The 26,030-nt window shown below is 47.9% G+C and carries 23 protein-coding genes; 9 read left to right on the top strand and 14 right to left on the bottom strand.

Features of this window, described 5'->3' with window-relative positions:
- Positions 1-2: 2 nt before the first annotated feature.
- The gene (locus BXO87_RS00995) at positions 3-881 is read right to left on the bottom strand and encodes an ABC transporter substrate-binding protein (protein ID WP_038457518.1); all 879 of its coding nucleotides are present in this window, start codon (positions 879-881) and stop codon (positions 3-5) included.
- A gap of 488 nt (positions 882-1,369) precedes the next feature.
- Between BXO87_RS00995 and BXO87_RS00985 the strand changes: the two genes are divergently transcribed.
- Positions 1,370-2,518 carry a S8 family peptidase gene (locus tag BXO87_RS00985; protein WP_038457516.1) on the top strand — a complete coding sequence of 383 codons (1,149 nt, stop codon included), beginning with the start codon at positions 1,370-1,372 and terminating at the stop codon, positions 2,516-2,518.
- A 44-nt stretch (positions 2,519-2,562) separates the two neighbouring features.
- Here the strand turns inward: BXO87_RS00985 and BXO87_RS00980 are convergent, their stop codons facing one another.
- Complete coding sequence (locus BXO87_RS00980) at positions 2,563-3,813, bottom strand: M48 family metallopeptidase (RefSeq protein WP_038457515.1); 1,251 nt, start codon at positions 3,811-3,813, stop codon at positions 2,563-2,565.
- A 154-nt stretch (positions 3,814-3,967) separates the two neighbouring features.
- On the opposite strand from BXO87_RS00980, the gene BXO87_RS00975 reads away from it, so the two are divergent.
- The gene (locus tag BXO87_RS00975) at positions 3,968-4,363 is read left to right on the top strand and encodes a YhfM domain-containing protein (RefSeq protein ID WP_003155199.1); all 396 of its coding nucleotides are present in this window, start codon (positions 3,968-3,970) and stop codon (positions 4,361-4,363) included.
- Between the two features lie 48 nt (positions 4,364-4,411).
- Here BXO87_RS00975 and BXO87_RS00970 read toward each other — a convergent pair whose 3' ends face one another.
- The 4 genes from BXO87_RS00970 to BXO87_RS00955 form a co-directional block, all read right to left on the bottom strand.
- Positions 4,412-5,953, bottom strand: coding sequence for a fatty acid--CoA ligase family protein (locus tag BXO87_RS00970; RefSeq protein ID WP_038457514.1), 1,542 nt, complete (start codon positions 5,951-5,953; stop codon positions 4,412-4,414).
- Between the two features lie 131 nt (positions 5,954-6,084).
- Positions 6,085-6,729 (bottom strand): SDR family oxidoreductase, encoded by a 645-nt coding sequence (locus BXO87_RS00965; protein WP_038457512.1) that lies wholly within the window; start codon positions 6,727-6,729, stop codon positions 6,085-6,087.
- An 80-nt stretch (positions 6,730-6,809) separates the two neighbouring features.
- Entirely contained in the window at positions 6,810-7,805 is a 996-nt protein-coding gene (lplA, locus tag BXO87_RS00960) for a lipoate--protein ligase (RefSeq protein ID WP_038457510.1), read from the bottom strand.
- A gap of 12 nt (positions 7,806-7,817) precedes the next feature.
- Complete coding sequence (locus BXO87_RS00955) at positions 7,818-8,552, bottom strand: MBL fold metallo-hydrolase (protein ID WP_007610443.1); 735 nt, start codon at positions 8,550-8,552, stop codon at positions 7,818-7,820.
- Positions 8,553-8,703: 151 nt separating this feature from the next.
- Here BXO87_RS00955 and yhfH point away from each other — a divergent pair, with 151 nt between their 5' ends.
- Positions 8,704-8,844 carry a protein YhfH gene (gene yhfH / locus BXO87_RS00950; protein ID WP_012117221.1) on the top strand — a complete coding sequence of 47 codons (141 nt, stop codon included), beginning with the start codon at positions 8,704-8,706 and terminating at the stop codon, positions 8,842-8,844.
- 233 nt (positions 8,845-9,077) lie between these two features.
- Positions 9,078-10,367 carry a cation:dicarboxylate symporter family transporter gene (locus tag BXO87_RS00945; protein ID WP_038457508.1) on the top strand — a complete coding sequence of 430 codons (1,290 nt, stop codon included), beginning with the start codon at positions 9,078-9,080 and terminating at the stop codon, positions 10,365-10,367.
- A gap of 40 nt (positions 10,368-10,407) precedes the next feature.
- Here the strand turns inward: BXO87_RS00945 and BXO87_RS00940 are convergent, their stop codons facing one another.
- Positions 10,408-11,439 (bottom strand): M42 family metallopeptidase, encoded by a 1,032-nt coding sequence (locus BXO87_RS00940; protein ID WP_007409206.1) that lies wholly within the window; start codon positions 11,437-11,439, stop codon positions 10,408-10,410.
- 131 nt (positions 11,440-11,570) lie between these two features.
- Between BXO87_RS00940 and BXO87_RS21180 the strand changes: the two genes are divergently transcribed.
- Positions 11,571-11,789, top strand: a complete 219-nt coding sequence (locus BXO87_RS21180) for a hypothetical protein (protein ID WP_038457505.1) — start codon at positions 11,571-11,573, stop codon at positions 11,787-11,789.
- 136 nt (positions 11,790-11,925) lie between these two features.
- Positions 11,926-12,903 (top strand): beta-ketoacyl-ACP synthase III FabHB, encoded by a 978-nt coding sequence (gene fabHB / locus BXO87_RS00930; RefSeq protein ID WP_003155217.1) that lies wholly within the window; start codon positions 11,926-11,928, stop codon positions 12,901-12,903.
- A gap of 63 nt (positions 12,904-12,966) precedes the next feature.
- Here the strand turns inward: fabHB and BXO87_RS00925 are convergent, their stop codons facing one another.
- From BXO87_RS00925 to BXO87_RS00900, 6 genes are all read right to left on the bottom strand, one after another.
- On the bottom strand, positions 12,967-15,300 hold the full coding sequence (locus BXO87_RS00925; protein WP_038457502.1) for a YhgE/Pip domain-containing protein: 2,334 nt from the start codon (positions 15,298-15,300) through the stop codon (positions 12,967-12,969).
- A 74-nt stretch (positions 15,301-15,374) separates the two neighbouring features.
- Positions 15,375-15,947: a TetR/AcrR family transcriptional regulator gene (locus tag BXO87_RS00920; RefSeq protein ID WP_007610428.1), complete on the bottom strand. Its 573-nt coding sequence runs from the start codon at positions 15,945-15,947 to the stop codon at positions 15,375-15,377.
- 148 nt (positions 15,948-16,095) lie between these two features.
- Positions 16,096-17,529: a protoporphyrinogen oxidase gene (hemY, locus tag BXO87_RS00915; protein WP_038457501.1), complete on the bottom strand. Its 1,434-nt coding sequence runs from the start codon at positions 17,527-17,529 to the stop codon at positions 16,096-16,098.
- A gap of 27 nt (positions 17,530-17,556) precedes the next feature.
- Entirely contained in the window at positions 17,557-18,492 is a 936-nt protein-coding gene (gene hemH / locus BXO87_RS00910) for a ferrochelatase (protein WP_038457499.1), read from the bottom strand.
- A 75-nt stretch (positions 18,493-18,567) separates the two neighbouring features.
- On the bottom strand, positions 18,568-19,629 hold the full coding sequence (hemE, locus tag BXO87_RS00905) for a uroporphyrinogen decarboxylase (protein ID WP_038460680.1): 1,062 nt from the start codon (positions 19,627-19,629) through the stop codon (positions 18,568-18,570).
- Between the two features lie 123 nt (positions 19,630-19,752).
- Positions 19,753-21,894: a transglycosylase domain-containing protein gene (locus tag BXO87_RS00900; protein WP_007610416.1), complete on the bottom strand. Its 2,142-nt coding sequence runs from the start codon at positions 21,892-21,894 to the stop codon at positions 19,753-19,755.
- 122 nt (positions 21,895-22,016) lie between these two features.
- Between BXO87_RS00900 and hmoB the strand changes: the two genes are divergently transcribed.
- From hmoB to BXO87_RS00885, 3 genes are all read left to right on the top strand, one after another.
- Positions 22,017-22,517 (top strand): heme-degrading oxygenase HmoB, encoded by a 501-nt coding sequence (hmoB, locus tag BXO87_RS00895; protein ID WP_038457497.1) that lies wholly within the window; start codon positions 22,017-22,019, stop codon positions 22,515-22,517.
- A 117-nt stretch (positions 22,518-22,634) separates the two neighbouring features.
- The gene (locus BXO87_RS00890) at positions 22,635-24,020 is read left to right on the top strand and encodes a hypothetical protein (RefSeq protein WP_038457495.1); all 1,386 of its coding nucleotides are present in this window, start codon (positions 22,635-22,637) and stop codon (positions 24,018-24,020) included.
- A 68-nt stretch (positions 24,021-24,088) separates the two neighbouring features.
- Entirely contained in the window at positions 24,089-25,276 is a 1,188-nt protein-coding gene (locus BXO87_RS00885; RefSeq protein WP_038457493.1) for a M20 family metallopeptidase, read from the top strand.
- Between the two features lie 22 nt (positions 25,277-25,298).
- Here BXO87_RS00885 and BXO87_RS00880 read toward each other — a convergent pair whose 3' ends face one another.
- Positions 25,299-26,003, bottom strand: a complete 705-nt coding sequence (locus BXO87_RS00880; RefSeq protein ID WP_020955586.1) for an EcsC family protein — start codon at positions 26,001-26,003, stop codon at positions 25,299-25,301.
- Positions 26,004-26,030: the final 27 nt, after the last annotated feature.

The following is a 26,030-nucleotide window of genomic DNA, read 5'->3' as shown; positions in this document are numbered from 1 at the left end:
ATTCAGTTTTGGGCCTTTTTGGCGAGCATTTTTTTCTGCAGATCATGTAATATGGCGTCCGCACCGTCAATGCTCCGGCGCTCCGTCCATACCGCCCTGTCCGCGCGGTAAACGTGTCCGTTTTTTACAGCTGTCAGCTGTTTCCAGAGGTGATTTTTTTCGGGTTCTTTCTCACCGTCCAGCAGCACGATGTAATCAGGATCGATATGCAAAAGCTGCCCGGGCGTCATTTTGATAGAGTCTGATTTCCCGCCGGAATCCGTCTGGACCGCATATGTAAACCCTGCGAGCGTCAAAAGCCGGGATGTGAAAAACCGGTCATCCTTTACGGAAATGCTGCCATTTGCAGCGTCAATTAATAAAATCGTGCCGCCTTCTGCATCCAGCTTTCTTTTGATGTCATTCAGCTTTTCTTCCTGAGCCGACAATTGTTTCTCTATGATGCCCTCTTTACCGACCGCCTTTTCAATAGTAAGGGCAGCGTCAACCGCATCCTGATAATCCGCAGCTTCATTTTTTAAAGCGATTGTCGGAGCGATCTTTGTCAGTTTTTGGTATATCCCCCTGTGAAGGCTTGAGTCTGCAATGATGAGATCGGGTTTTAACGAAGTGATCTTTTTCAAATCGGGATGTGACGGGGGCCCGACGGACGGACTGCCGTCGTTTCGCTCCGTCCGGTTATCCGCCGCGGCCGCCGGCTTTATGCCGAGATCATGGAGGGTGTCAATAAAGCCCTCATTCAATACGGCGATGCGCTGCGGGTGCGCAGTCACATGCGCGGTCCCCAGATCGTGCCTGACGGCGGTTTCATGTTCCTGTTCTGAGCATGCCGTTATGAAGAGAACGGATAAGATCATCAGCATACTGAAAATTGGTTTCATCTGTTCCCCCTCTTTCGTTTTTCCGCAATTATATCATTGACAATATAAGTATCAATGATATTCATTATCATTATTTTTATAAAATGGTTTCACAGCTTTTCTCCGTCAAGAAAGCCGAAGACTGATTCATGCCGGCCGCTTTATTTCATTCCGCTTTCGTTTCCATCAGACTTCTGCATTCAACAAAAGGTGACATTTATCCTGTTTTTGCCTCAGCTTCCAAAAATGGAATCAAACCGTTCGACCCAGCAAACAAGAGAGCGATTGCGGCTGTGTACAAATACTCATGTCCTTCCATCGGTTTTTTCCATTAAAATTTAAATATTTCGGGTTCCTATTAAACGAAAGAGAGATGATATACCTAAATAGAAATAAAACAAACTGAAAAAAATTGGGTCTACTAAAATATTATTCCATGCTATACAATTAATCCACAGAATAATCTGTCTATTGGTTGTTCTGCAAAAGAAAAAAGGAGTGGATAAAGAGTGAGAGGCAAAAAGGTATGGATCAGTTTGCTGTTTGCTTTAGCGTTAATCTTTACGATGGCGTTCGGCAGCACGTCTCCTGCCCAGGCGGCAGGGAAATCAAACGGGGAAAAGAAATACATTGTCGGATTTAAACAGACAATGGGCACGATGAGCGCCGCTAAGAAAAAAGATGTCATTTCTGAAAAAGGCGGGAAAGTTCAAAAGCAATTCAAATATGTAGACGCAGCTTCAGCTACATTAAATGAAAAAGCTGTAAAAGAGCTGAAAAAAGACCCTAGCGTCGCTTATGTTGAAGAAGATCACGTTGCAAAAGCGTACGCGCAGTCCGTGCCTTACGGCGTATCACAGATTAAAGCCCCTGCTCTGCACTCCCAAGGCTTCACCGGATCAAATGTTAAAGTAGCGGTTATCGACAGCGGCATCGATTCTTCTCATCCTGATTTAAAGGTAGCAGGCGGAGCCAGCATGGTTCCTTCTGAAACAAATCCTTTCCAAGACAACAACTCTCACGGAACTCACGTTGCCGGTACAGTTGCGGCTCTTAATAACTCAGTCGGTGTATTAGGCGTTGCGCCAAGCGCATCTCTTTACGCTGTAAAAGTTCTCGGCGCTGACGGTTCCGGCCAGTACAGCTGGATCATTAACGGAATTGAGTGGGCGATCGCAAACAATATGGACGTTATTAACATGAGCCTAGGCGGACCTTCTGGTTCTGCAGCGTTAAAAGCGGCAGTTGACAAAGCCGTTGCTTCCGGCGTCGTAGTGGTTGCGGCAGCCGGTAACGAAGGCACTTCCGGCGGCTCAAGCACAGTGGGCTACCCTGGTAAATACCCTTCTGTCATCGCGGTAGGCGCTGTTAACAGCAGCAACCAACGAGCTTCTTTCTCAAGCGTAGGTTCTGAGCTTGATGTCATGGCACCAGGCGTCTCTATCCAAAGCACGCTTCCTGGAAACAAATACGGCGCGTACAATGGTACGTCAATGGCATCTCCGCACGTTGCCGGAGCGGCTGCTTTGATTCTTTCTAAGCACCCGAACTGGACAAACACTCAAGTCCGCAGCAGTTTAGAAAACACCACTACAAAACTTGGTGATGCTTTCTACTACGGAAAAGGGCTGATCAACGTACAGGCGGCAGCTCAGTAAAACATAAAAAAACCGGCGTCGGCCATGGCCCCGCCGGTTTTTTATTATTTTTCTTCCTCCGCATGTTCAATCCGCTCCATGATCGACGGGTGGCTCCCTCTAAAAATTTTGACGAGAAACGGCGGGTTGACCCGGCTCAGTCCCGTATCGGCCAAGTCCTGAAACGTCTCAATCGCCGCTTCCCGGTTTCCGGTCAGCTCGATGCCGTAGCGGTCGGCGGCGTTTTCCTGATACCGGGAGACGGCATTCGTAATCGGATCAGAAGCAAAACTGAGAACGGATATGAGCAGCAATAACAGCGGGAGGGCGGCCAGATCTTCAGGCCCCTTTATATGAAGCATTCGGCCGAAGAATTTGGACAGCCGCTTATAAAGCTTGTCAATGATATAGAACCCGGCTAATGACAGCAGCAGATACCCGGCCAGTCCGATGTACACGTGCTTCATCACATAGTGCCCCATCTCATGCCCCATAATGAACAAAATTTCCCGATCCTTCAGTTTGTTAAGCGTCGTATCCCACAAAACGATTCGCTTATTCGAACCGATTCCCGTCACATACGCATTCAGCGCATTCGTTTTCTCCGACATATTTACTTCATAAACATGGCTGGCCGGAATGTCGGCCTTGTCGGCAAGCGACAAAATTTTGCTTTCCAGCTCCTTGTCTTTCAGCGGATAGAAATCATTGTATAAAGGATCAATCACGACCGGCTGCAGGAAAAACAAAAACAGGGTAAACGGCACAGTAAGACACCAAGCGTAAAACCACCATTTTTTTGTATGCTTTGTGATCAGCCAGTAAAACACAAGCACACACACGGCAAACAGCGGAAAACTGATCCAGAAATCAATGACATGGTCTCTTATCCAGCTTGCTGCTGCCTGCGTCGAAATATGATACGCAAGCGAAACCCGATATCCGATCCACTCAAGCGGAAGCGAAGCCGCCGTAACGATGAGTGAAATCACAAATACGAAGCTTACGATTTGCAGCACCCGAAAGCGCACCGCGGCTTCGAGCCAGTGCTTTATTTTTTTTGCAAGCCCCGTAATGAGCAGCAGAAAAAATAAAAACCAATCTAACGGCGCTCCGATGAAAAATAAAAAATCCTTTACATTTGAAAAGTTTTCAGCGGCTGCCAGGCGGCCCGGGTCCATAAACGAGGACGGATCGGCTTTCGTTCCCTTTACGGCCTCCGGGACGGCGGAGTCTCCTGTCATAAAGAAATACCAATAGAAAAAAAGGCCGTACAGCACATAGGCAAGCCCCGCTGCCGCTATCCATTTGCGCATGGAAGTCTCCCTCCTTAGCCTTATGACTTACTCCTATTGTAAGCATAAATGCAAATAAATAGAACCAAGCCTCCGAAACGGATGTTAATCTTTTCACAACAGAAAAGAATGGAACAACAGGAAGCGGGAAAGACTAAAAGACGGAGTGATGAATATGAAAAAAATAATCGCGTTTATTGTAGTAATCGCCCTTTTGGTTATTGCTTTCTTCTATGTATACAGCCGGACCGGCGATGTGTTTCCATCAAGCAACGCAGATCTGATTATTCTGTCAGAGCACGGAAAAAAAGAAATCAAAATTAAAGACAGGCAGAATGTAAAAGATATGCTCGATATCTTGAACCAAGGAAAACAAGTCAAACTGACCAAAAGCGTATCTCCCGATTATGACGGAACGGTCAAATACCATGAAGACCGTTTTGATTCATTCAGCATGTGGCTCGAAAGCGGCAATTATATGATGTACAAGTATAAAAACACGTATTACAAACTGACCCGGCATGATACGAAGCTTGTGCAAAGCATCATTAAGGAAGAATCACAGAGCTGACCGGATCAGCATGTAAAAGCGAAGCCCCCCGGCTTCGCTTTTCGTCCGTCATTTCGGAAGCATGTCCCGGACCGCCCGTCTCAGCAGCTTCCCGGTCGCGTTCTTCGGAATCTCATCAAGAAAAACCACTTCCGCCGGCCGTTTATATTTTGCCAAATGTGTTTCACAGTAATCAAAAACCGCCTGCTCTGTCAGCTCACCGTCCCCAGGCACTATATAAGCATGCACCGCTTCCCCCGTTTTGGCGTCAGGAACGCCGATGACCACGGCTTCTTTAATGCCCTCATGGCTGTAGAGCACTTCTTCTACTTCGCGCGGATAGACGTTGTATCCGCCGACGAGAATCATATCTTTTTTTCTGTCGACGATATAAAAATAACCGTCTTCATCGCGCTTCGCCAAATCACCCGTGTACAGCCAGCCGTCTTTCAACGCGTGCTCCGTCTCCTCGGGCATCTTGTAATAGCCTTTCATTACATTCGGCCCTTTCACGATCAATTCTCCCACTTGATGGTCGGGCAATTCGCGTCCGAGTGTATCGACGACTTTATTTTCGACATGTAAAATATTCGTCCCGATCGAGCCGGGCTTTCTCCCCCGGTCAAACGGATTAAAACAAGTAACCGGAGACGCTTCAGAAAGTCCGTACCCCTCCAGAATGGTGACGTCAAAGGTTTGTTCAAACGTCTGCAACAGAGCGACCGGCATGGAGGCCCCGCCTGAAATGCACAGTCTGACGGACGCAAAATCCTCCGCCTTGCCGTGCTCGTATTGATACAGATAGTTATACATCGTCGGAACTCCGGCAAAAATGGTTGCCTGACGGCTTTTAATCAGTTTAAACACAGAAGCCGGGCTGAATTGCGGCTCGATTAAGACACACGCTCCGCTCATCAGAGGCGCATTCATACAAACGGTTAAACAAAAAACGTGAAACATCGGCAATGCCGCCACAATTTTGTCTTTCTCATTCATTCCTAAGTATCCGGCGACATCATTTGCATTGGAGAAAAGATTCTGATGGGTGAGCATGGCGCCTTTCGGTTTTCCGGTCGTCCCTGAGGTGTATAAAATGACGGCAGTATCATCTTTGGACAATGTCGGATAAGTTCTGCTGCGCTCCGCCGGGCGGAGCATTTTTGTAAACGTTGTCATTTTTAAGCGCAATTGAGGGTCTTCTGTCGATGGAGCGTTCTCTGCTGTCTGGCTGATAATGATATGCTCCAACAGCGGCAGCGAGCCGTGCAGGCTTTCAAATACGGGAATTAAAAGGTCGATGGCGGCGATCGCTTTGACATCGCCGTTTTTCAGCATGTATGCGATTTCTGAAGGTGTATATGCCGGATTAACAGGTATGACGACAATTCCCGCTTTTAACGCGCCGAAAAACGCAATAACAAAATCAGGCGTATTTCCGAGCAGCAGCGCGAGATGATCCCCTTTTTTCAGCCCCCTGTCCTCCAAGCCGTTTGCAAATGCTTTGATTTTACCTGCCAGCTCCTCATACGTCATGTACTGATCTTGAAACAGACAAGCTGGTTTTTCCGGTTTCTGCGATGCCGTTTCTTCCAATTTGGAAACCAGATTCATTTTCCCACCCCTTTAAAAAAGTAATGAATGAATAGTCATTCATTTATCCGGAATAAACGTTCACTTTTATTATAGAAAAATATAGAAAAACACTCAAGGGCAAAAAGCCCCGAGTGCCGTAAAACCGGAAACTATAATTGTTTCAGCGCTTCACTGACCGGCGTGCCGCCCGCTGTCAGATCGAACGCTTTTTCATACGTATTCGGTTCATCAAGGGATGCGATAACGGTCTTGGCGACATCGTCTCTTGAAATGGAGCCTCTTTCTAAATCGGCCGCGGCTTTGATATTTCCCGTGCCGGGATCATTTAATAACCCGCCCGGCCGGATAATCGTATACGTCAGACCGCTCGCTTCAAGAATTTTGTCCGCATAATGCTTTGCGACGTAATACGGCTTCAGCGCTTCATTCCAATTGCCGCGGTTATGAGCCTGCAGGGCGCTTACCATAATGAACCGCTTGATGCCGGCTTTCTTTGCCGCTTCTATCGCTTTCGCGGCTCCGTCAAGATCAATCAAAAGCGTCTTATCGTATCCGGTGCTTCCCCCTGATCCGGCGGTAAACACAATCGCGTCACAGCCTTCAGCGGCTTTCGCGATGTCTTCTGTGCTTCCTTCCAAATCTGCAAGAACGGCTTCTGTTCCCGCGGCTTGAAGCGCTTCTTTCTGCTCTTGTTTCCGGACCATCGCCCGCAGCGTATGCGTGCCGTCTTTTTGAAACAGTCCGGTCAGCCGCTGTCCGATCTGTCCGTTTGCTCCGATGAGAAATACTTTCATCATGATCCCTCCCCATTCATTATGGTTCTATCATTTCACAAAAACGGGCGCTGATTCAAATCATGCGTTCGGCAAATGTTCTAATAAATCAGCTCGAGGAAATCTTCCAGCTCTATTTTGCCGAAATACTGTTTCAGATCGATTCCGGCCAGAGCCTCCCTGATAGCGGTTCTGTCATACTGTTTTCCGGTCAGCGCCTGTTCGACTTCACTCACATCTTTTGCACCGAAGAAATCACCGAAAATTTTGCAGTCCTGAATGATTCCTTTTTTCACTTCAAGACGCAGATCAATCGATCCGACCGGATAACGTTTCGAATGCTGAAGATTAAATGCGGGCGACCTGCCGAAATTCCAGCCCCAGTTTTGATAGCGCTCTTCGGAAATCTTCCGGATCGCTTTCCAGTCTTCATCGGTCAGTTTATATTCCGGTACTTCGGAGAGATCATTTGTATTAAAAATATGGTGAAGCAGGTGCTTTTTGAATTCGTCCGCCGTCATTTTGTCATCAAGAAACTCGCTGATGTTGGCGACACGGCTTCTGATTGACTTAATGCCTTTTGATTCGATTTTGTCTTTTTTCACTTTCAAGGCTGACACAACATGATCAATGGCGGAATCCAGCATTAATGTTCCGTGGCTGAAAATACGCCCTTTCGTCGAAAATTGAGCGTTGCCGGAAATTTTTCTGCCGTCCGCGACGATGTCGTTTCGGCCGCTTAATTCAGCTTCCACACCGAGCTGACGCAGCGCCTGAATAACGGGTTCGGTGAATTTTTTAAAATTGTGAAAGCTGTCGCCGTCATCCTTGGTGATAAAACTGAAATTCAGATTCCCGAGGTCATGGTAAACCGCACCGCCTCCTGACAGCCTGCGGACGACGATAATTCCGTTATCTTCTACGTATTTCGTATTGATTTCTTCTATTGTGTTTTGGTTCTTCCCGATGATAATCGACGGCTGATTGACATAAAACAGCAGGTAAGTCTGTTCAGGGTCGAGATGCTTCACGCAATATTCCTCGATCGCGAGGTTGATCCTCGGATCGGTTATGTTTTGGTTGTCGATAAATAACATGGTGCTCCTCCTTTATTTCTCCCACTTCAATCCGGAAGCGGCGATTGTCACTTCGCCCCCGAACACGGATTCCGCTTCTTCTTTCAGCTTCCGGTGCTCGCCGAAATGAGGCAGATGCGTGAGAATCAGCTCCCCCGCTCCGGCCTCCTTCGCGATACGTCCGGCTTCCAAACTGTTCATATGGCCGGCTGACGTGCCGTCCTGGTCTGCGTAAAAATTGCACTCGCAGATCAGCAGATCGGCATTTTCGGCAAACGGGATAAACGCGTCCTGGTAGCTTGAATCAGCCGTATACACAACAGAAGCTGAACCGTCAGTAATCCGCATCGCATAACAAGTGACCGGATGCACCGTTTTCAGAAAGGTAATGGTGAACGGCCCGGCAGAAAGCGGGCGGTCCGGCTGATAGGCCACTCCCTTTGTATGCGTTTTATATGTAAGACGCTCAAACTGTTCTATATCAGCATCATGCCCGTAAATCGGCAGTGCATGCGTCCCTTTTCCGAGAAAGGAGCCGACCTGTTTGGCAAATTGAAGCGGCCCGATATCAGCGATATGATCATGGTGATAATGGGACAAAATGACGGCATCAAGCTCTTCTGCCGGAACATAGGCAAACAGCTTTGATAATACGGCGCTTCCGCAATCGACGAGCAGAGAATAGCCGCCGGACTGAAACAGATAGCCTGAAGTTGCTTCGTTTGCGGCCGGAAACCCGCCGCAGCATCCAATAACTGTAATTTTCATATGGTCCTCCGAATGTTTATGATAAAAAGATCCTTTCCTCCAATATACCTATTTTTCGTACAAATTGCATGTTTTAAACATTGTGCCAAAACAGCCGTTGATTTTCCAAAACTGTTATAATACAATATAAAGACAAAACAACGAAAGAGGGATGGGTATGTTGGAAAAGATGTCGGATTTTTTCAGAAATTTACCCGGTAAGAAATGCGAAGAATGCGGAAATGAGATTGTTGAGCAGTATGAGTGTCACATTAATCTGTGCAATGACTGCTTGAAAATTAAGGATATGTGACAATAGGGCGCCGCACAATTCTAAGTTGTGCGGCGCCTGTTTTTTCGGCCGTCATCATACTTTCTGAATAGGGCGTTATTCACCATTATTAGCAATTATCTGTACGTTTTAAAAGATTCAGTATTTTCAATCTATATTTTTCTATAGACGGATTGTTTTCTTTTCTATTATAATTTGTTCTAATAGCTATCTTTTTAGATACTTATTGCACTTTTTTCTTCGGGAGGTAATCTATGAAAAAATTACGCTTTGGACTAGCGACGCAAATTTTCGTCGGACTCATACTAGGGGTTGTAGTCGGTGTCATCTGGTACGGCAATCCCGCCATTCCAACATATTTACAGCCTATCGGCGATTTGTTTTTACGCTTAATCAAAATGATAGTGATTCCAATTGTCGTCTCCAGCTTAATCATCGGCGTTGCCGGTGCGGGAAGCGGAAAACAAGTCGGAAAATTAGGCTTCAGAACGATTTTGTATTTTGAGATCATTACCACTTTTGCCATTATTCTCGGACTGGCTTTGGCGAATCTGTTTCAGCCGGGAGCAGGCGTTAATATACATGAAGCTCAAAAGACAGATATCAGTCAATATGTTGAAACAGAAAAAGAACAAAATAACAAATCTATCGCAGACACATTCCTGCATATCGTACCGACAAACTTCTTCCAATCATTAGCCGAAGGAGATCTGCTTGCCATCATCTGCTTTACCGTGCTGTTTGCACTCGGCATCTCGGCAATCGGTGAAAAAGGAAAGCCTGTCTTGGCCTTCTTTGAAGGTGTTTCTCATGCGATGTTCCATGTTGTGAACCTCGTCATGAAAGTTGCGCCGTTTGGTGTTTTTGCGTTGATTGGTGTTACCGTTTCCAAATTTGGGCTCAGTTCCCTGCTTTCACTCGGTAAACTGGTCGGTTTAGTATATGTAGCTTTGGCTTTCTTTCTCATTGTTGTATTCGGAATCGTCGGAAAGCTTGCCGGAGTAAACATTTTCAAATTCCTCGCCTATATGAAGGATGAAATTTTATTAGCGTTCAGTACGTCAAGCTCCGAAACCGTACTCCCCCGCGTTATGGAAAAAATGGAGAAAATCGGCTGTCCGAAAGGTATTGTTTCCTTTGTTGTGCCGATCGGATATACCTTTAACTTAGACGGATCTGTGCTGTACCAATCTATCGCCGCTTTATTCCTCGCTCAGGTATACCACATTGACTTGTCCATTTGGCAGCAGATTACCCTTGTGCTTGTCTTGATGGTCACTTCCAAAGGAATGGCTGCCGTGCCCGGGACTTCTTTCGTCGTCCTGCTTGCGACATTAGGCGCATTCAACATTCCTGCAGAAGGCCTTGCATTCATCGCCGGTGTTGACCGGATTATGGACATGGCCCGTACGGTCGTCAATCTGACCGGAAACGCGCTGGCATCCGTTGTGATGTCAAAATGGGAAGGCCAGTATGATCCCGTTAAAGGCGCGAAGGTCATGAGCCTCGCCAAAACAGAACAAAACACAACCATCTCAGGTTAAAATGAAAACCCTGCACGGAATGATTTCCGCGCAGGGTTTTTTATGCCATCGGCGATAGAACGTACCGGTGCAAAAGCTTCGCCGTATTAAGAAGCGATAATTCATGCGTGCGTTCAAAAGCGTGTGAAGCATCAATTCCCGGGCCGATCAGCCCGTGGACGATGTCATGGCCCGAACGGATGGCTGCTGAGGCATCAGAACCGTAATACGGATAAATATCAAGCTGATAATCAATGCCATAGCGCTCCGCAAGCCCGGCCAGATGTTTTCTGAGCTGATAATGGTACGGGCCGCTCGCATCCTTCACGCAAATGGAGACGGTATATTCATCCGTAGACTGGCCGTCGCCGATCGCTCCCATATCAACAGCCAAGTATTCGACGGTCTCAGGAGGAATGTTGGAATTGCCGCCGTAGCCGATTTCTTCATTATTAGAAATCAGAAAATGCGTCGTATACGGAAGTTCGATTTTCTCTTCCGTGATGCGGCGGATTAAATTCAAGAGCAGAGCCACGCTCGCTTTGTCATCAAGATGACGGGACTTAATAAAGCCGCTCGGCGTAATCTGCACACGCGGGTCAAATGAGATGAAATCGCCGACCCTGATGCCGAGATCAGACGTCTCTTCCTTCGTCCGGACAGGCTCATCAAGGCGGACTTCCATATTCTCCTGATTCCGCTCTGCCTTGCCGGCGTCCTTGTAGACGTGCACTGAAGTCTGATGCATTAAAATGGTGCCTGTATAGGTTTTGCCGGAAGAAGTTTGGATCTCGCAATATTCCCCTTCAATCGAGTGATAGCGGAAGCCGCCGATCAAGTCAATCTTCAGCCGGCCGTCCGCCTTTATTTCCTTTACCATCGCGCCGAGCGTATCGACATGCGCCGTCAGCAATCTGTGTTTCTTGTCATCACGGCCGGGAATTGTGACAAAAAGACCGCCTTTGCGGTTTCTGTAAGAGGAGACGCCCCATTCTTTTAAAAGACTTTCTGTATAGGCGATAACCTCGTATGTATTGCCCGTCGGACTCGGAATCGACACCAATTCTTTAATCAGTTCCATCGTATGTTTCATATTTTCCACAGGTCATTCCTCCTATCAATTTTATTCTTCTTAAAATATACTCTTTTGATCCACAACCCGTCCAATCTTTTCCTTCTCTTTTTTCATAGAATGAAGGGAGCATGAGCATAGGAGGGAAATGTATGATCAGCCGTAAACCGCACAAGCGGAAAAGATTTCATAATGATTGGTTTGAGGATTGGTTTGAGGATGATTGGTCTGGTGCAGCCTTCTGGGGCTGTAAAAAAGAAAAAGATCACTGTAAAAAGAAAAAAGAAGACCCTTGCAAAAAGAAGAAAGAAAAAAAGAAGAAAGAAAAAAAGAAGCATCATCATTCATGCTGCCGCTGCCGTCATTGGTAATCGTTCACACAAGCCCGTTTTACAAATAGATTCTCATGCTCCCCAAACAGCGGATGCTGCTTGGGTTTTTTTATTAAAATTAGTACCAAGTAATAATATCAGGTGTTATAATCTGATATAAAGGAGTGATTTTTTCATGTCAAAATCTAAAATTACAGCAATCGGTACATATGCTCCGGCACGCCGATTAACAAACGCGGATTTGGAGCGCATCGTCGATACATCTGATGAATGGATCGTCCAGCGCACCGGTATGAAGGAAAGACGCATTGCCGGCGAACATGAATTCACATCGGATTTGTGTGTGGAAGCGGTGAAAAACCTTGCAGAACGATACAGCGGAACTCTTGATGATGTCGATATGATCCTTGTCGCCACAACGACGGCGGACTATGCGTTTCCAAGCACCGCGGCACGCGTGCAGGCTTACTTCGGCTGGCCGCACACAGGGGCGCTTGATATTAACGCCACATGCGCCGGACTCACTTACGGCCTTCAGCTCGCAGACGCATTAATTACCGCCGGTTCCCATCAAAAAGTGATTGTCATTGCCGGCGAAACATTATCAAAGGTAACGGATTATACTGACCGGACGACCTGCGTTCTTTTCGGAGACGCTGCTGGCGCCCTATTGGTGGAACGCGACGAATCAGCGCCGGGCTTTTTGGCAGCCGTGCAAGGAACAGCGGGAGGCAGCGCGGACGTGCTGTATCGCACGGGACTGAGCGCAGAATTAAACGGCGAGCCGCTTAAAGGCGGAGGAAATATGGTGCAAAACGGGCGCGAAGTATATAAATGGGCGGCCAGAACCGTGCCTGAGGAATGCAATGCCCTTTTAGAAAAAGCCGGCTTTTCAAAAGACGATCTGGATTGGTTCGTTCCTCACAGCGCCAACATGCGGATGATCGAATCCATCTGCGAAAAACTGCCCTTCCCGCTTGAACGGACATTGACAAGCGTTGAATATTACGGCAACACTTCATCGGTTTCTATTATTCTCGCATTGGATGAAGCTGTGAAAGCAAAAAAACTGTCGGAAGGCCAGACGCTGGTATTATTCGGGTTCGGCGGAGGATTAACGTATACCGGACTGTTGGTGAGATGGGGATTTTAATCATACGACGATCGAAATCTAAAAAAAAGAGGCCCTGAGCATCTGCTCAGGAGCCTCTTTTTCTTATGCTGTTATTTCTTCTTCCGTTTTGTGTTCTTTTTTGCTTTGCACCGTAAAATACACGATGGTCAGCGCGATCATGACAACGGCGATGCCCAACAGAATGGATGCCTGCTGCCACATATAGCCGTAATCGCCATTTGAGATGACGGCGCGGAACCCGTTGATGCTGTAAGTCATCGGCAGTGCCCCGTGAATCACTTGATAGAATCCCGGGAGGAGTTCAAGCGGGAAGGTTCCTCCGCTTGCCCCGAGCTGGAGCACCAGAATGATGACAGCGATAAAGCGTCCCGGATTTCCCATCGTTGTCGCCAATAATTGAATCATGGACAGGAACGCGATGCTGGTAATCATCGTAAAGAGATAGAATCTCCAAGTGCTCTCCACATCAAGCCCGATTCCTTTCAACAGAACCGTGGCGACAATAACGGATTGAATCAGTCCGACGAGCAGAATAACGCTGAATTTGCTGAGGAACCATTCAAAACCGTTTCTCGGACGCCCTGAAGCTTCACTCAGAGGGAATACGACCGTCAGCATCAAGCCGCCGACATACAAGCCCATAGAGAGAATATAAGGCGTCAGTCCGGTACCGTAGTTAGGCACGGAATGAATCGCGTTATCGTCCGTTTTTACCGGATCGGCAAACATGCTGTACGTTTTGTCATCTGTCTTAATGTCCCCGGTTTGATCGGCCGCATCTTTCAGCTGGCTGGACAATTGTCCGGTGCCGTCTAAAAGCTTGCTTAAACCGGTGCCGAGAGACGCTTGACCCTGCTCAATTTTGGACGAGCCGTCATGGATTTTGTTTTGCGCGTCCAGCAGTTTCGTTAAGCCGTCTGATACTTGGCCGCTCCCTGACACTAACGCTTCTGATCCTGATTTGAGCTGTCCGAACTTGCTGTTGTATTCGCCGATGCCGGCTGTCAGTTTGTTTTGGCTTTCAAAAACGGTCTGCGCTCCGCTGTACAATTTATCAGTTCCAGCCGTCAGCTGGTTAATCGCGTCTTGTACCGCCGCTGCGCCGTTATACAGTTTCGATGTGGACTGAGGCAGTGCTTTCAGCTGATCAGCCTTCGCTTTTACATCTTTGAGCGCGCTTTTTATGACTGACATATCCGGAAGCTGAATATCTCCGCCGGACGGAAGCTGGCTGACGATATTGTCTAAATCCGGAAGGTCGGCTTTCGGAAGCTTCTCATTCAGAAGCTGAACAAGTTTCGCTTTTTGCTCATCCGTTAAGAAATCACTGTCCTTAATCACCTTTTTGACCGCGTCATCCCGGGCATCCAGGTTGTTTTTCAGATCAGAAAGCTTCTTCTTAAACTGCTGCAGATCCTTTTCAGTCTGCTCGAGCTGCCCAACCGCGTTTTCAATGTCTGACAGGTTGACTGAATTGATCGCATCTTCAAATGCCGCCGCTTTTTGCGACACTTCCTGCGCCTTGCTGTTTAACGCGCTTAATCCATTCGTTAAATCCGGAAGCTTTTGTTGGAGCTGCTTTTGTGCGTCAAGGCTCGTTTTCAGCCCGCTGGCCACTTGGCCTCCTCCTGAAGCAATCTGTCCTGATTTATCTTGAATTTCGGCGCTTGCGCTCTGAAGTTTTGCGATAGAGCTGTCAAGCGTTTGAATTCCGCTTGTCACTTTCACCGCTCCGTCTGCAAGCTGCTGCGTTTTATCGCTGATGGTGGCGGTGCTTTCAGTAAGCTTCGCTAAATTTTCCTTCAGCTTGGCGCTGCCGTCTTTCGCGTTTTTCGTGCCGTCGTCTATTTTCTTGGCGCCGCTGCTGGCTTTGCCGAGCCCTTTGGCAATATCTTTAAAGTTATCAAAAATGACTTTTGCGTATTGCTCCGTCACTTCTTTCGACACGGAGGCTTTCAGTTTGTCGATCGCCTTTTCCCCGATTGTCGCGCCGACATAGTTTGATCCGGCATTCGTATGATATTTCAGATCCAGCTTCTTCGGATTTTTATCCATTACCGTGCTGGCGTTTTTAGAAAAATCTTCAGGAATCTCGACCAATAAATAATATTTAGCATTTAATAAGTCCTTTAACGATTGATCAAGATCGCTTGAAAAATGCCAATCAAAATTATCATTTTTCTTTAACTCTTTCACAAGATCGTCACCGATCTGAAGATGTTTCCCTTCGTAGTCCGCCCCTTTATCCTGGTTGACAACGACAACCGGCAGCTGATCCACCGTGCCGTACGGGTCCCAGTACGCCTTCAAAAACACTCCGCTGTAAATCAGCGGAACGAATAATATGGCAATGATGGGGATTAACAGTTTCTTGTTCGTTACAATGTCTTTCCACTGGCTTTTTATTGTATTCAACCCTGTTGCCTCCTTCCGCAAACTGACTCATTTGACAAAACGGTCACGGCACCTAAAAAGTGAAGGATCATCTATTATTTAGATAATCCTTGACCAACATACATTTCCAGCAATTCAGCGATCGTCTCTTTTTCAAGAGGCGGATGGTTTTTTTCCCAGTCAAATATCAGTGCGATGTAGAGCTTGAGCATCACAAAAGCGGTCAGTTCCGGATCACACGGTTTAATGCTTCCGTTTTCAATGGCTGTTTCTATCTTTTCTTTAATGTATGACAGAATGGCCCGCTCCATTTTCACAATGACATCCTGAACGGCTATTGTACCAATCTCGGCGTTCTCCTGAAAAATTTTAATAGTCAGCTGGTGTGTTTTTCTGAATTCCAAAATCGCGACAAGCGCCCGGTGGACATTTTCGTGAAATGAAAGCTCCGGTTTCATCGCTTCGTCTGCGTGTTCCTTCATTTCTCTTAAAATAGTGGTGAAAATATCATCAAACAGTTCTTCTTTGTTTTTGAAAAACGTGTAGATGGTTCCCTTCCCCACATTTGCAAGCTTTGCCACCAGATCCATTGTCGTTGCTTTGTAGCCGAATTGTGTAAAAGACTTCGTTGCCGCTTCCAGAATGAGCTTTTTCCGATCGACGGACATGTTTCCCACCTCGTTAAATTGACCGTTTGAACGTTTTAGTCATTTTGTACATAAGATAACTTATCACAGTCGCAAAGAAGATTCAAATGTTTTTTCTCTTTATTTGTGTTCCCTTTACAGAACGGGAACATGCAAAAAAACCTCCGTTTTACGATAACGGAGGCTGGTACGTTTCAAATATATAAGCCAGTGAATCATATACGGCGGCTTTTCCCTGGTCGATACAGTCGGGGATGCCCACCCCTTCGAAAGACGCGCCCGTCGCGTATACGCCCGGATAGGAAGCTTTCAGCGCATCTCTGAACTCTTTGATGCGCTCCTTATGGCCGACATGGTATTGCGGCATGCTTTCGTTCCAGCGGGTCACACAGGTCATTTCCGGTTCGCCATTTATTTTCATTACTTTTTTCAAATCTTCCATTACGATTTTAATGATCTCGTTATCTGAAAGATCTACGATGGATTCATCTCCGGCCTTTCCGACGTACGCCCTGAGAAGCGTTTTGCCCTCCGGCGCCGCGTGCGGCCATTTTTTATTCGTCCATGTGCAGGCCGTGATGGAGAAGTCGCTGTTTCTTGAGATAACGAATCCCGTACCTTCATGCTTCATCTTGACGGCACCCTCAGGAAAACCTAAGGCGACGTTGGCAACGGACGTAGAATGCATGTCTTTGAGACATGAAACCGCCGGCAGATCAGAAAGCATTTTCGCCGCGGCTTTATGCGGGGCTGTCACTATGCATCCTTCCGCATAAAGCACTTTGCCGTTATCAAGCGTCACGGAGTATCCCTTCTCCTCGCGGCCGATATGGGTGACTTTCGTGCCTTTCATCACTTTTGTCAGCGTAAGCTGCTTTTCCAGCTCCTCCACCAACGTTTGAAGCCCTGTCGTCAGCGTTAAAAACTGGCCCTGCTTTTTGGCCGTCAGCTGCTGTCCCGAAGGCTGCGGACGTGATTTTTTCATACCGAGAATCAGGCTTCTGTGCTTCTGCTCAGTCTGATAGAATTGCGGAAACGTGGACATGAGGCTCAGCTTATCAATATCTCCGGCATAAATCCCTGATAATAGCGGTTCTATTAAATTCTCAACGACTTCGTCACCGACGCGTCTGCGGAAAAATTCACCCAGAGACTGATCTTCCTTCGGTTTGCTCGCAGGCAGGACAAAGTCAAGCGCCGCCCGCGCTTTTCCGGGAACAGAAAATAAACCGGTGGAGATGAACGGAGCGATTTTGGTAGGAATGCCCATCACCGCGCCCTTCGGCATCGGATGAAGCGTCTCGTTGACGAGCACGTAAGACTGTCCGGTCGCATTGTTGACGAGCAGATGCTCAAGCCCCAAATCCTTGACGAGCTGCGGCGCGCTTTTTTTCCTTTCCAAAAAAGAATCCGGGCCCCGCTCAATGATGTAGCCGTCTTTATGCGCCGTCTGAATTTTGCCGCCGGCTCTCGGGCCTGCTTCGATCAGGGTGACCTCAAGCGGCAGCTGTTTTTCTTTGATTTCTTTTTCCATGTAGAAGGCGGCGGCTAATCCCGTTATGCCGCCGCCGATGATGACCAGATGTTTTTTATCGCCACTCATTTTTATCGCCTTCTTTACCGTTTAATTCTACTTGTCCAGCTCTTTCAGCACGACCGCTGCAAGCGAGTCGATAAATTCAGGCTGTGCGTTCGGCATAGCCGGACGATAGTAGCTTGCGCCGACTTCTTCGGTCACTGCTTTGCATTCATAATCATTATCGTAAAGCACCTCTAAATGATCGGCAACGAAGCCTGCGGGCACGTATACAAATGCTTTATAAGGATGCTTTTGATACAGCTCGCGCGTGAGATCCTGCACATCCGGCCCGAGCCACGGATCAGGGGTGTTCCCTTCGCTTTGCCAGCCGACTGCGTAATCGGTAATTCCGGCGCCTTCGGCAATCAGTTTTGCGGATTCCTCCAGCTGGTCAGGATACGGATCGCCGTATTCTTTTATTTTTTCAGGGAGGCTGTGCGCTGAGACGATCAGCATCGCGTCATCCCGTTCTTCTTTCGGCATTGATTCATATGTTTTCTTCACCTGGCCGACCCAATAATCAACGAATTTCGGTTCATCATACCAGCTTTCAACAGACTTGATGGTCAAGCCGCCGAGCTTCTCCGCTTCTTCTTTCGCGCGTTTGTTGTATGACTGAACGCTGAATGTTGAAAAATGAGGGGCGAGCACAAGGCTGACAGCTTCTGTAATGCCGTCTTTATGCATGTCCGCCACCGCGTCTTCAATAAACGGTTCAATATGTTTTAATCCGATGTACACTTTGAATGTTATGTCATCCTGGATTTCATTTAAACGCTGTGCGAGCTTCTCCGCCTGCTCCTGCGTAATTTTTGCAAGCGGCGAAATGCCTCCGATCGCTTCATATCTGTCTTTTAAATCTTGAAGCATATGAGGCTCCGGCTTTCTTCCGCGTCTGATATGCGTATAATAACGTTCTATGTCCTCTTCTTTGTAAGGCGTTCCGTAAGCCATGACAAGAAGTCCCATTTTCTTTTTGCTGCTCATTTTGTTAAACACCTCTTTTGATGGTCTGTCTACCTTGATTTTGACAGGAAAATCTTCTTATAACCAACGATCTGCTCAGGTAGATTGTTCCGTTTTTTTGGCCGCGGAATATTCATGTACAAACGCCGTCAGCTTTTTCAGCGTTGCCGGATTGACATCAGGGAATACGCCATGCCCTAAATTGAAAATAAACCCGTCCGTTTTCATGCCTTGATCAAGTATCGCTTTCGCTTTTTTCTCGATGACTTCCCAAGGCGCAAGAAGAAGCGACGGATCAAGATTGCCCTGAACCGTTTTTGTAATGCCTTGTTTTCTGGCGTCATCTATGCCGAGTCTCCAATCAAGACCGACGACATCAAGAGGAAGGTCATGCCAATCCCCGGCCAGGTGGCTTGCACCTACGCCGAACATGATCAGCGGAACTTGCTCTGCTGAAAGCTCCCTGAAAATTCTGTCCATCACCGGTTTTATAAACTGCCGGTAATCTTCGCGGTTCAGCGCGCCGACCCATGAATCAAAAATCTGAATGGCTTTTGCGCCGGCGTTAATCTGCGCTTTCGCATAAACGATAATCATGTCCGCGAGCTTGTCCATCAGCATTTGCCACGCTTGCGGCATACTGTGCATAAACGCTTTTGTTTTGTTGTAATTTTTAGAAGGCCCGCCTTCAATCATATAACTGGCCAGCGTAAAAGGCGCTCCCGAAAAACCGATGAGCGGAACATTCAGCTGTTCGTTTACGAGTAATCGGATCGTTTCCAGCACGTAAGGAACATCCTGTTCGGGATTCAGTTCGCCGAGCTTTTCAATATCTGCAGCAGAGCGCACCGGCTGATCGATCACCGGGCCGATTCCGTTTTTTATTTCAACATCCACTCCGATATAAGGAAGCGGCGTCATAATGTCTTTATATAAAATGGCAGCGTCCACTCCGTACTGCTCGACCGGGAGCCTCGTCACATACGCGCACAGCTCGGGCTGATGCGTAATTTCGACTAAGCCGTACTTTTCCTTCAGCTTGCGGTATTCCGGCTGAGACCTCCCCGCCTGTCTCATGTACCAGACAGGGACGTGATTTGTTTTTTCTCCCCGTGCCGCTTTTAAAAACGTATCATTAAACGCTTCTCGTTTACTCATCTGAATTTCCACCTTTCCTCCTGCAACCATACGTTCGTGTTCTTCGCCCATTACACTATACCTTGTTTTTTCAAAAGCGTATAGAATTGAGGCTTAATGTTCAAAAAATCGCCGAATTCATGATTAAGAAGAAAAAAGCTTCGGCTGAACGTATTCCGTTCCCTCTCCTTCTTGATCCGTCTGTGAATTATATGGAACGACTTTGTATGAAGCCCCTGAAAACAGATTGGCGTACGGTATGTCAAAGCTGCCTTTTCCTTTCACAGAATCCAGAAGCTTGTCTTTTCCGTCTTTCTTCTCATATATTCGGTAAACAACCCGATCATCCTTTTGAATATCCCATTTTAATTGAACCGTAATCAGTCCCATCGCCTTAAATGTATAACGGGCCGACAGGGACTTTACCGCCTCCAGCTCAATCGGGCTGCCCAGTTCCTTCACATTTTCAGGCTTTTTGAATGTCTCCCCGTTTTCTCCCGCTTTTGTGACGATATCTTTAAAGAGTCTGACCGGGTATTGGCTTCCGCCTTTCAGGTAATGGGTTTTATCCGTTTTGTCATAGCCCATCCAGACGGCTCCCGTCAGTCCGGGAGTGTATCCCGCAAACCAGGCGTCCTTTGTCGCGCCGGGGACGCCGGGAAATGTGGTCGTGCCGGTTTTCCCCGCCAGGTCACCTTGATAGCTGCCTTGTGAAGCGGTTCCTTCTTTTACGACCTGCTGAAGCATTCTCGTCATATTCCATGCCGTCTGTCCGCTGAAGACGCGCGTTTTGCCGTTTTTAGGCCCGGACAACGTTTCTCCGTCTTCGTCCGTGATGTTCTCTATAAAAAATGGCTTCGTATACATTCCGTTTGCCGCAAAGGTATGATAAGCTCCGGCAAGCTGAAGCGGAGTAACACCTTCAGACAGACCGCCCAGCGCAATCGCGAGTCCGTTGTCAGAAACGTTCATGCCGTTTTTCTCAAGATACGATTTTCCCGTATCTACGCCGATCTGCTTCAATGTCCAGACAGCGGGCGCATTTATGCTGTAAGTGATCGCATCCTGCATCGTCACTTCCCCCTTGTACTGTCCGTCATAATTTTTCGGTTCATACCCGTCGTAGGACGTCAGTTTGTCTTGGAGAAGCGAATACGGTTTGAACTTGTCTTCCTGCATGGCGGGCCCGTATACGGCAATCGGCTTAAACGTTGAGCCCGGCTGCCGCTTCGCCGTAACCCTGTTGTATCCTTTTGTCACGTAGTCGCGTCCGCCGACCGCCGCGCGCACGCCTCCGGTTTTATTATCAATAAAGACGGCGCTTCCCTCTGCCGCTTGATCCGTCCCCGGAAAATAGCCGCTTTCCTTCATGAGGGTGTATGCCGTTTTCTGCAGCTTGGAATCAAGTGACGTCCGGATCGTATAGCCTCCTTGAAGCAGCTGTTCACCTGACATCGAATAACGGTCTTCCGCCTCCTTGATGACAAGATCAATATAACTGTCAAACCAAGGCGTTTCTGATGTTTTCTTGACATGAAGCCCCAATGTCCGGCCCTGGGCTCTGACGGCTTCCTTGGCGCTGATATAGCCTTGATCGTTCATCATTGCAAGAATCGTATCGCGGCGTTCTTTATTTTTATCCGGATGCTGAATCGGCGAATAAAGAGATGGCGCCTTCGGAATCGCTGCCAGAACGGCTCCTTCCGCAACGGTTAAATCTTTTACTTCTTTATTAAAGTAGTAGTGGGACGCGGCTTGAATGCCGTAAACGCCATGGCCGAAATAAAGCTGGTTCAGGTACATTTCAAGCAGCTTGTCCTTGCTGTAATCACGCTCAAGATTGATGGCGATAATGACTTCCTTCGTCTTGCGCAAAAATGTTTTATCATGAGTCAGAAAAATGTTTTTCGCCAGCTGCTGGGTGATCGTGCTTCCGCCTTCCACCTTGCCGCCTGCTAAAACATCCCGGAACACCGCCCGGCCGACAGACTTCACATCAATGCCGTGATGTTCGTAAAACCGTTTATCTTCAACGGCGATAAAGGCATCTCTCACATCTTCCGGAACCTGCTGAATGGATACCGGCTCGCGATTTTCCGTATAGAGGCTCGCGATTTCATCACCGTTTTGATCGACGATTTTTGAAGATGCGTGCAGTATTAATTTCTTTTCATCGATGACATAATGACCGAGAAATATGATGATAATGTATCCGATTAACGCGAGAAAAGCGGTTGCCGCCGCAATTACAGCCGGAATAAAGAATCTTTTTTTCTTTTTCAGCATAAGTCACCTCGCCTTTCTTAACTTGTAGTATGGGAAATATTGTTTCGAATTATGTCAGAATGAGTCGCCAATAGAAACTTATACCACTCTTTTGATATACTAGCAAGCAGGAGGTGGCTGATATGAAGGTTTATATTACATACGGGACAGCCGATTTTTTAAAGACGATTGCAAAGAAACACCCGAGTGAGAATATGGTGCTGATGCAAGGGGAGGAAAATGCGGTCTTAATTCATGAAACAAATGGAGAAACCGTTTTTCAGGCGCCCCATTCATATGAGAGCATCGACAGCGTCGGGGAAATCAAAAAGCCGGGCTACGCCGTCCTCAATAACATCGCCGTTACCCAGGAAGGCCGTCCGCTGTTTGAAAACCGGTTTAAAAACCGCGCCGGAAAGGTGGAAAATGAACCCGGTTTTCAAGCCATCCGCGTATTAAGACCGCTCGAAGGCGATACGTATGTCATTTTGACCCTGTGGGAAGAGGAAAAAGCCTTTCAGGATTGGCAGCAGTCAAACTCTTATCAGGAAGCTCATAAAAAACGCGGAACATCTGCCGGCATCGACACGACGTCTATTTTCTCCCGTCCGTCTTATGTAACCGCTTATTACGCAATAGACTGAAAACCGCCGGAGATTCTCCGGCTTTTTTAATGTCCCGATTTTACGCATCCTTCTTTGCACCTTCCGCCCGCCTATGAATAACCTGTAGCAATCCTATTTATAAACGGAGTGGTTCAATTGGGGATCGGCGTCTACTCGGTACATCTGCTTTATGTTGCTTTTATCGCGGCCATTATCGTTTTTATGCTTCTCAGGAAAGATACAACCTTTATTTCACTCGCCGGCATTTTTGTGATTGCGCTATGGACGACGCATTCATTCTCCGCTTCGGTCAGCAGCCTGTTTCACAGCTTCACGTATGCCGCCGGAGAATTGCTGCCGACAATTTTTATCATTTGTTTTATCGTGGCGATGAGCGGCCTTTTGACCGAAACCGGTATTAATGAAGCGATGATTTCTCCGTTTGCAAAGCTGATGAAAGGGCCGGCTGTCGCGTATTGGGTTATCGGCTGTCTGATGTTTGCCATCTCTCTTTTTTTCTGGCCGTCACCCGGGGTGGCGCTGATCGGCGCTGTGCTGCTTCCCGCAGCGATCCGGGCGGGCCTTTCTCCGATCGCCGCGGCAATGGCGATGAACCTGTTCGGCCACGGATTCGCTTTATCGGGGGATTACGTCATTCAGGCGGCCCCGAAATTAACGGCCGATGCCGCGGGCATTCCCGTGAGCGATGTCATGCAGGCAAGTATTCCGCTCGTTTTGATCATGGGGTTAACGACGACAATCACCGCTTTCTTCCTCATCATGCGGGATCGAAAAAAAACGAAGGCCCCCCTCTCCTTGGACAGCTCCGGTTCTTTGGACACAAGTATGTATCTGCCGAAAAAACTCAGGGTGATCCTGGCGGTTTTCATTCCGCTTGTTTTTCTCGCCGATATTATCTGCATGATCGTATACCGTCTGCAAGGAAACGATGCGACGGCACTCGTCGGAGGAACCGCGATCGGCATTCTCCTGATCATTCATTTCATTGTATATAAAGAGCGGCATTTAGAAAAGATCACCGAGTATTTTATCGGCGGTTTTCAATTCGGCTTTAAAGTATTCGGCCCCGTCATTCCGATCGCGGCCTTCTTTTATCTCGGTGACGCGGGGTTTAAAAGTATTTTGAACACCCCGCTGCCGAAAGGATCTGCGGGGATCGTCAATGACCTCGGATTGGCCCTGTCCCATTCTTTTCCGATGTCCGGAGAATTCGCCGGCATCGCCCTGGCCGCAGTCGGTGCGATTACCGGGCTCGACGGGTCAGGGTTTTCCGGTATATCTCTTGCAGGCTCGATGGCAAAGCTGTTTTCCGCCGCGCTTCATACGGACCCGGCCGTTTTAACGGCGCTGGGACAGATTTCAGCGATCTGGGTCGGGGGCGGAACATTGGTCCCTTGGGCACTGATTCCCGCTGCGGCTATTTGTAAAGTTGATCCGTTTGAGCTTGCCAGAAAAAACTTTATCCCGGTTGCGGCCGGGCTAGTCGTCACAACGATCGCCGCCATCATCATTCTCCCGTAGCAAAAGGATTGAAATCTTCTGACATTTTCTATACAATCATGGGAAAAGCAGACGAGGGGGCATCGCTTTTGACGTTAACGACACTTCAAAAAAGCTTAAACGCTCAGCTTGACGGGCTGTATGAGGAAATGGTTGAAATCAGGCGTCACCTTCACATGAATCCCGAGCCATCCTTTAAGGAGAAAAAAACACCGGCGTTCATCGCCTCATTTTATGAAAAGCTCGGCGTTCCCATCCGGACGAATGTCGGGGGCAACGGTGTCACAGCCTATATTGAAGGGAGTGAACCGGGACCGGTCGTGGCACTCAGAGCTGATTTTGACGCTTTGCCGATACAGGATGAAAAAGATGTGCCCTATGCTTCACAAATTCCCGGCGTCATGCACGCCTGCGGGCACGACGGCCATACGGCGGCTCTGCTCGCGGTCGGAAAAGTGCTGTACCGCAACCGGGAAAAACTGAAAGGGTCATTTGTGATGATCCATCAGCACGCCGAGGAATTATCTCCCGGCGGAGCAAAAGCAATGATTGAGGATGGCTGCCTCGAGCATGTCGATGCCATTTTCGGCACACACCTATGGGCGACTGAACCCGTCGGAACGGTCTTATGCCGCCCGGGCGCAGTGATGGCCGCCGCTGACGGCTTTACGATTAAAGTCATCGGCAAAGGCGGCCACGGCGCGATTCCTCACGATACGAAGGACGCCGTTTTAATCGGCTCACAAATCGTCACGGCTCTTCAGCATATCGTCAGCCGGCGGGTAAATCCGGTGCAGCCGGCCGTCATCTCAGCCGGCTCGTTCATCGCTGAAAATCCGTTTAATGCGATTGCCGATCAGGCAGTCATATCAGGCACCGTCCGCTCGTTTGACGAAAGTGTGCGCAGCCTGCTCGAAGCAGAAATAGAAGCCGTCGTAAAAGGAATCTGTTCCATGCACTCCGCTTCCTATGAATATCGTTTCAAACGCGGCTATCCCGCCGTCGTCAATCATCCTGAGGAAGCGACGCACGCTGCGGCAGCCGCAGCGGAAACAGAGGGCGTCACGAAGGTCATTGAAGGAGAGCCGCAGATGGCCGGAGAAGATTTTTCTTATTATCTGCAGCATACAAAAGGCGCATTTTTCTTTACGGGCGCCGCTTTAGAAAACGCGGAAACCATTTATCCTCATCATCATCCGAAATTTGATTTTAATGAAAAAGCGATGCTGACGGCCGCCAAGGTGCTTATCGGTGCCGCGGTGAGCTACCCCCGCTGACATAAAAAAAACAGCCGGTACATTACGTACCGGCTGCTGTGATTCTTAAATGAAAAACGTGTCTTGCCGTCTCACCGAGCTGTGACAGCAGTTTATAATTGGCCGCTCCGCCCACGGCGGCTCCGACGACCGGCAAAAGCTGAAACAACTTCACCACGTCCAGATAATCGCGGTATTCCTGCTGAAAAACTCTCCAATCGACATCATGCTTTTTCGAATCCCATTGTTCAATCATTGAGTATATGCGTTTCCGCTGTTCACCGCTTGAGAAAGCCAGCTGAAAAATAAACAGCAAAAACAATCGCTCATCCCTGTCTTTCACATCATAGCCGTAAATGGAGGCAAGATCGAACAGACATTTCATTTTAATGGATAGCAGCAAAGGAAAATCAGCCATCCCTAAAAAAATTCCGCCGGCCCCCGTACCGATACCTTCGGCTGCCGCGACCTTTTGGTACGATGCGATGGTTTGTCTGGCGAGGGCATCTTTTTCAGCAAGCGTCATACCGTTTGTATCCCGCTTGCTTTTCACCAGATTTGAACCCGCCATTGTTGCTTCGGTCATTTTTTTTATGCTTTCTGTGATAACGGCATGAATTTTATCGGGAATCCGCTCATTTATTTTCGCCTGCATTCCTTTAGAAAAACGTTCAAGCATAGAATCTTTGCGCAAAAAACGCGCTTTCCATTGCAGTGCTTCCTGTATCAGCTGCTGATCGTCGGTCATCTGTGTCTCCTTCTTTCATTGAGGTTT

The sequence above is a fragment of the Bacillus sp. GZB genome (genome assembly GCF_001975995.1).
GTDB classification, from domain to species: domain Bacteria; phylum Bacillota; class Bacilli; order Bacillales; family Bacillaceae; genus Bacillus; species Bacillus velezensis.
Note: the sequence above shows the minus strand (reverse complement) of the source record. Positions and strands in the feature narration are given on the sequence as shown.